Genomic DNA, 3,995 nt, shown 5'->3' with positions numbered 1-3,995 from the left:
GATCCCCCAGCCCGACCCGGTCCACCAGTCGAGCAGCCATCGGACACCACCCCCTGGTATCCGTTGAACCGCCAAACCACCTCTATGCCAACGGCATTGACGTTAAAGATCAAGCTAGCCCGCTTCGCCCGCCTCCAAAGACCTCGAAGCAGCCCTCTATCGGAGAGCTCCGCGAGATGCAACACTCTTCAATGTGACGCCTCCCACATGAGTGTATGGCCGTCTGAAAGGGCCCTGCCATACCCAGGCAGGGCCCTCAGCCATGTGAGCATCGGCCCATAGTCAACAAGCGCCCCACGGCGACGGGACGTGACTGAGTTGGGCTCCTGACGTCCGGGCGCTCAAAGCTTCCAACTCCGAGCGCCGGACGCGCCGACGGCCCCCGCCAGGCTGAGCCGTTGGCCCACAGCGCGGCTGCACCGTGCGACTGCACGATGACACACTGAACCCTCATCCGCAGCAGGGTCGCCCAGAACCGGACAGAAGCCAGACGGAGACGACCGTTGGGTTGATCGGTCATGATGCGAGCAGGCCGCAACACACCCGCCAGCGGCACTGAACCAATCCAATACACCCCGCTGACCAGCCAGAACCCATGCCCATGTGCAGAAGACCTCGCCTGAGACCGAAAAGGCCCCATTGCGCAAGGTTCGCATCCGGATAACCTACGGTTTCAAGGCGTACTCCGATTCAAATGGCAAATGGCAGCAATACGTTACAGCGAGAGCCCTGTCGCACATCTGCCCTGTCGGAAAGGGAGATACGCCCCAGATGCATGCGACAGTCCAGCGGATGCCGGATGAGAACGGCACCCGGATCGTCCTGTGCTGCGGAGAGTTCGACGCATACACCAGCCCCCTGCTCGACAAGGAACTGCGCGAAGCAGCACAAGGGCACCTATCCCGAGTGATCCTGGACATCAGCCAGATCGTCTTCGCCGACTCCGCGTTCCTCAGCGTCCTCATCACCGGACACCGCACACTCACCCTCATCCTGGCAGGCCCTCTTCCGCGTCAACTCGCCAGGCTGCTCGCCACAACACGCCTCGACACAGTCCTGCACATCACCCCCACCCTGGCCACAGCAGCCGACTACCCCTAGCCCGTAGAGCGAGCAGCCGCCGCGCAGGCGGGAGGGAGAGGCAGGGGGCGGGCCTGCACGAAGCGGTGTAACTCCGATCATGGAAGAGTGCATCTGTGGTCAGCGAGACATAGCCTGCGGGGGCTGCCCCTGCAGCTGTGGACGACCGGTTCCTGAACGAGCTCGTAGCCCGGGCCCAGGCCGAGGGCCTGCAGCTGACGGGAGGGGGCGGTCTGCTCCAGCAGCTGGCGAAGCGGCTGCTGGAGTCCGCTCTCGAGGGCGGGTTGACGGGCCGTCTCGGTTGTGGCCGGCATGATCCTGCCGGGGAGAGCGGCGGCAGCCCGAGGAACGGCAGACGCTCCAAGACCGGGGTGGCCGACGTCGATCCGGTCGGGACCGACGTGCCGCGGGACCGGGAGGGCGGCTTCGAGCCGCAGATCGTGGAGAAGCGACAGCGCTGGCCTGCGCGGCGTGGAGGAGATGCTCCTCTCCTTGTCGGCCAAGGGCCCCACCCACGGCGGAATCTCCGCCCGCCTGGCCGGGGTCTACCGCGCCGAGGTCTCCAAGCAGCCATCTCCACGATCACCGATTCGGCGATGGAGGGCATGGCCGAATGGCAGGCCAGGCCTCTCGGCATCGACGCCGGCGCGGTCTCCCGCCTGGTCGGCCGCCTGGCCGCCAAAGGCCTGACGACCCGCGAACCAGACCCCGCATCCCGCATCCCGCCGCACTCTGCGGCTGGCACTGACCGCCACCGGCCGCGACCGGCCCCCGCAACCGGCCGAGATTCGCTGACCGCAACGACGCCCACTTCTTCGCCAGCCTCGACCGGTCCAGGGCCACCAGCTGGAGGAATAGATACGCCGCCTACTCGGTGAAGCCCTACCGCAGCCCACCCCGCCGCCGCCCTCCTGAAAGACGCCACCATGAGCACCGCCATCACGACCGCCCGCTCGGTCATCGAGCGTTCCGTCGCCGAGGTCTTCGCCTTCCTCGCCAACGCGGCCAACTGGCTTGCCTGGGCGATCGTCAACGTCAAGGCGATCGAGCTCACCGACGACCCGGACTGGTGGCTGACGACCACCCCCACGGCCCCGCCAAGCTCCGCATCCGCGGAAGCGCCGAACTCGGAATCCTCGGCCACGACTACGTCGAGGACCAGGCATCCGAGTCCGGGCTGGCGCGCTGCCTCGCCCCCACGCCACACGCGCAACCAGTACCAGGGCGCCCAGTAACCGGGGGAAGCCGACGCAGCCAGGAGTCAGCCGAGCCAGACGATGCCCAGGACGGACAACCGGTGGGCAAGCCGGTTGGCGAAGTAGACGACGGACAGCTGGCCCACGGACGCGGCACGAACGTCCTCGCCCTCCGGGTCGCCGGCGTTCCACTGGGGCCAGCCCCACGGCGAGCGCACCGCGATGTCCAGGACGTCGCGGACCGTCTCGCGGGCCGGGTCGGGGAGCTCGGCGAGGGTCTTCACGGCCTGCGGGGACAAGCGCACCGCCCACGGCTGTTCGCCGGTCACAGGCGGCCGCCGAGGACATCATCGAGGTCCACGAAGTCGGCGTCGTCCTGGCCGGAGTCCATGAAGGCATCGACGTCCGCAGCCGCAGCCGCGCGGAGCTGCCAGGTGCGCACCACCTCGTGCAAGGGGGTGAGGCTGAAGGCGTGGCGGGCGTCCTCCAGCGCCTTTGTCCAGTCCCGCTCGAAGGCCGGCACCCACTGCTCGGCACGGCGGTCCGCCCGGAGCCGGGCGAGGAGTTCGGCCGCGGCGCTGGGCGCGGGTGCGTACGGGGTGGTGGGTGTGTGGTCGGGCTGGGCGCTCATCGGCTCCTCCTCGGCGGGGTGCTACGGCCACGGTAGAACGGTCTGGCACAGGACATGACGGTTCCGGCAGAGCAGTCTTCGGGAGTGTCCTGCGGCCGCGCCGGCGCAGCACCGCCCTCGGTAGAGTGCCCCGGGCAGGTCTGGCAGCTGGGCGGGCGTCAACCATCACCCTCTGGGCTGCGGCCTCGTAGGACAGGGGTACAGCACGGAGTGCGCCGGTGAACCGTCTGGAGCCTGCAATGACGCTCCTGGAAAGTGATCGCGTACGCCCCGGCGGTGGTGAGCACCGCTGGTGGGCTGCGCGCCCTGTGAGGCGCAAGCTGCCCGCTCGGCCGACGGTGACGGCCGTGCCCGCATGCGGTTGTCCCAAGGCCTGTGCGGTGCGGTACGAGGCCGGGCAGACGGGTGCTGACCGTCGGGGCGGCGGTCGGGCACGTCACCGCGGCGGCGGGACGGCAGCGTGAGGAGCATGGCATGGCCCGTGATAGCCGGCAGCCGGTCCGAGCCCGGGGGGCCGGACGAGGAGACCGCGCGGCTGGTGATGGCTGAGAACTCCAATGCATGCGGCAGGACTGCGCTGGCTGCGCCGCCGGTGTCCAATGATGCTGCCTACCCGGCAAGCGGAGATCGCGGCAACTCCAACACCCCGCACATGGCAACCCCGCAAATCACCACCCCGGCCCAAGAATGGAACAAAGCGACCCGGACAGCGCAAACTTCCACCCGGACCAAGGCTGCCCATGCATGCACACCAGCCCTCCCTTGGCCGTGCACGCAGGACGGGCGGCCTGCTGAGACCAAAGCTGACCCGGACTCTGCCGGAGGCGGGGACACGCCGTGCAACCCTGCTCAACCTGAGACAGCGCAACGCCCCATTGAAGACATGGCCTGCGAGGTCGTTTTCGTCTGTTGTTCCATCCCAGGACGGGGCGTTTGGCGGGCTTCTTCGGGTCGCGCCAGGAGGTGGTGGCTTCGTCTGTGGGGCGGCGGGCCATGAGGCCGGTCATGGCGATGTGGATGACGGCTTCGGAGCGGGCGGGCAGGGTTTCGCAGTCGCGGGCCGGGCGGCGGCGGAGCATGTGCCATCC

At 68.5% G+C, this 3,995-nt stretch carries 4 protein-coding genes and 1 pseudogene; 3 read left to right on the top strand and 2 right to left on the bottom strand.

All coding sequences use genetic code 11. The features are described from left to right. Positions 1 to 792 precede the first annotated feature (792 nt). From IF89_RS39085 to IF89_RS0134480, 3 genes and pseudogenes are all read left to right on the top strand, one after another. Entirely contained in the window at positions 793 to 1,101 is a 309-nt protein-coding gene (locus tag IF89_RS39085; protein WP_158718086.1) for an STAS domain-containing protein, read from the top strand. 137 nt (positions 1,102 to 1,238) lie between these two features. Further along, positions 1,239 to 1,712: pseudogene (locus IF89_RS43555) on the top strand (transposase); the annotation flags it as partial. 294 nt (positions 1,713 to 2,006) lie between these two features. Then, the gene (locus IF89_RS0134480; RefSeq protein WP_030776690.1) at positions 2,007 to 2,315 is read left to right on the top strand and encodes a hypothetical protein; all 309 of its coding nucleotides are present in this window, start codon (positions 2,007 to 2,009) and stop codon (positions 2,313 to 2,315) included. A 26-nt stretch (positions 2,316 to 2,341) separates the two neighbouring features. On the opposite strand, the gene IF89_RS0134475 is transcribed toward IF89_RS0134480, so the two are convergent. Both IF89_RS0134475 and IF89_RS0134470 read right to left on the bottom strand, forming a co-directional pair. Then, positions 2,342 to 2,581: a hypothetical protein gene (locus IF89_RS0134475; protein ID WP_234328009.1), complete on the bottom strand. Its 240-nt coding sequence runs from the start codon at positions 2,579 to 2,581 to the stop codon at positions 2,342 to 2,344. A gap of 20 nt (positions 2,582 to 2,601) precedes the next feature. Further along, positions 2,602 to 2,907, bottom strand: a complete 306-nt coding sequence (locus IF89_RS0134470) for a DUF6247 family protein (RefSeq protein ID WP_030776685.1) — start codon at positions 2,905 to 2,907, stop codon at positions 2,602 to 2,604. Between the last annotated feature and the right edge of the window lie 1,088 nt (positions 2,908 to 3,995).

This window comes from Streptomyces sp. NRRL F-2664, from assembly GCF_000719345.1.
Classification (GTDB): domain Bacteria; phylum Actinomycetota; class Actinomycetes; order Streptomycetales; family Streptomycetaceae; genus Streptomyces.
This window is presented reverse-complemented; position numbering and strand designations above follow the sequence as displayed.